This window comes from Streptococcus sp. 2022WUSS135 (assembly GCF_044427045.1).
Classification (GTDB): domain Bacteria; phylum Bacillota; class Bacilli; order Lactobacillales; family Streptococcaceae; genus Streptococcus; species Streptococcus hashimotonensis.
Window position 1 is genome coordinate 1 of record NZ_JAOTGL010000063.1, and the last position, 1260, is coordinate 1260.

A 1260-nucleotide genomic window follows, 5' to 3' on the forward strand; every position below is an offset into this window, starting at 1 on the left:
GAAGTAGTTGGGGGTTGCCCCCTGTTAGATACGGTAGTCGCTTAGCAAATTGGGAGTTTAGCTCAGCTGGGAGAGCATCTGCCTTACAAGCAGAGGGTCAGCGGTTCGATCCCGTTAACTCCCATATAAGCGGGTGTAGTTTAGTGGTAAAACTACAGCCTTCCAAGCTGTTGTCGCGAGTTCGATTCTCGTCACCCGCTTTGAACATAGTTCATACCCAAACTTGGTTTGGGCGCGTAGCTCAGATGGTTAGAGCGCACGCCTGATAAGCGTGAGGTCGGTGGTTCGATTCCACTCGTGCCCATTATATGGTCCGTTGGTCAAGGGGTTAAGACACCGCCTTTTCACGGCGGTAACACGGGTTCGAATCCCGTACGGACTATATTTGGAGGATTACCCAAGTCCGGCTGAAGGGAACGGTCTTGAAAACCGTCAGGCGTGTAAAAGCGTGCGTGGGTTCGAATCCCACATCCTCCTTTTCTACTACCGCGGGATGGAGCAGCTAGGTAGCTCGTCGGGCTCATAACCCGAAGGTCGTAGGTTCAAATCCTGCTCCCGCAATTTATTTAAGAATTTGGCTCGGTAGCTCAGTTGGTAGAGCAATGGATTGAAGCTCCATGTGTCGGCGGTTCGATTCCGTCTCGCGCCATTAATTTAATATTATATTTCGGAGAGATAGCGAAGAGGCTAAACGCGGCGGACTGTAAATCCGCTCCTTCGGGTTCGGGGGTTCGAATCCCTCTCTCTCCATACCTTTACGGGCATAGTTTAAAGGTAGAACTAAGGTCTCCAAAACCTTCAGTGTGGGTTCAATTCCTACTGCCCGTGTTATATGGCGGGTGTGGTGAAGTGGTTAACACATCAGATTGTGGCTCTGACATTCGGGGGTTCGATTCCCCTCACTCGCCTATTTTAATATTGGGGTATCGCCAAGCGGTAAGGCAAGGGACTTTGACTCCCTCATGCGTTGGTTCGAATCCAGCTACCCCAGTTCAACTATATGCCGGCGTGGCGGAATTGGCAGACGCGCTGGACTCAAAATCCAGTGCCCTCACGGGCGTGCCGGTTCGACCCCGGCCGCCGGTATAGTTTATAAAGAAGAAACGTTGATTTATCAGCGTTTCTTTTTTTGCTTATGTGACTTTTAGTCCGTCACGCTCCGTAAGGTGCGTGACAAATAAACCACCCGCTATGCGGGTGCGCGACGAAGGTTATACCAAAAAACTCCAAACGCGATACAATAAAGGTGTTCAAGCCAAT

The 1260-nt window shown here is 50.6% G+C and carries 12 tRNA genes; all 12 read left to right on the plus strand.

From position 1 onward, the window contains the following. Window positions 1-51 precede the first annotated feature (51 nt). The 12 genes from ODU45_RS09925 to ODU45_RS09980 all read left to right on the plus strand — a co-directional run bounded on the left by ODU45_RS09925 (window position 52) and on the right by ODU45_RS09980 (window position 1086). Window positions 52-124 (plus strand) — tRNA-Val (locus ODU45_RS09925). A gap of 5 nt (window positions 125-129) precedes the next feature. Beyond that, a tRNA-Gly gene (locus ODU45_RS09930) sits at window positions 130-200 on the plus strand. 30 nt (window positions 201-230) lie between these two features. Beyond that, window positions 231-304 (plus strand) — tRNA-Ile (locus ODU45_RS09935). 6 nt (window positions 305-310) lie between these two features. Then, window positions 311-382: transfer RNA gene (locus ODU45_RS09940), tRNA-Glu, on the plus strand. A 5-nt stretch (window positions 383-387) separates the two neighbouring features. Beyond that, window positions 388-477 (plus strand) — tRNA-Ser (locus tag ODU45_RS09945). Between the two features lie 10 nt (window positions 478-487). Then, a tRNA-Met gene (locus ODU45_RS09950) sits at window positions 488-561 on the plus strand. 15 nt (window positions 562-576) lie between these two features. Further along, a tRNA-Phe gene (locus ODU45_RS09955) sits at window positions 577-649 on the plus strand. 20 nt (window positions 650-669) lie between these two features. After that, window positions 670-750, plus strand: a tRNA-Tyr gene (locus tag ODU45_RS09960). A 7-nt stretch (window positions 751-757) separates the two neighbouring features. Then, a tRNA-Trp gene (locus ODU45_RS09965) sits at window positions 758-828 on the plus strand. A 7-nt stretch (window positions 829-835) separates the two neighbouring features. Continuing rightward, window positions 836-908: transfer RNA gene (locus ODU45_RS09970), tRNA-His, on the plus strand. Window positions 909-919: 11 nt separating this feature from the next. Beyond that, window positions 920-991: transfer RNA gene (locus ODU45_RS09975), tRNA-Gln, on the plus strand. 11 nt (window positions 992-1002) lie between these two features. Then, window positions 1003-1086: transfer RNA gene (locus ODU45_RS09980), tRNA-Leu, on the plus strand. Window positions 1087-1260: the final 174 nt, after the last annotated feature.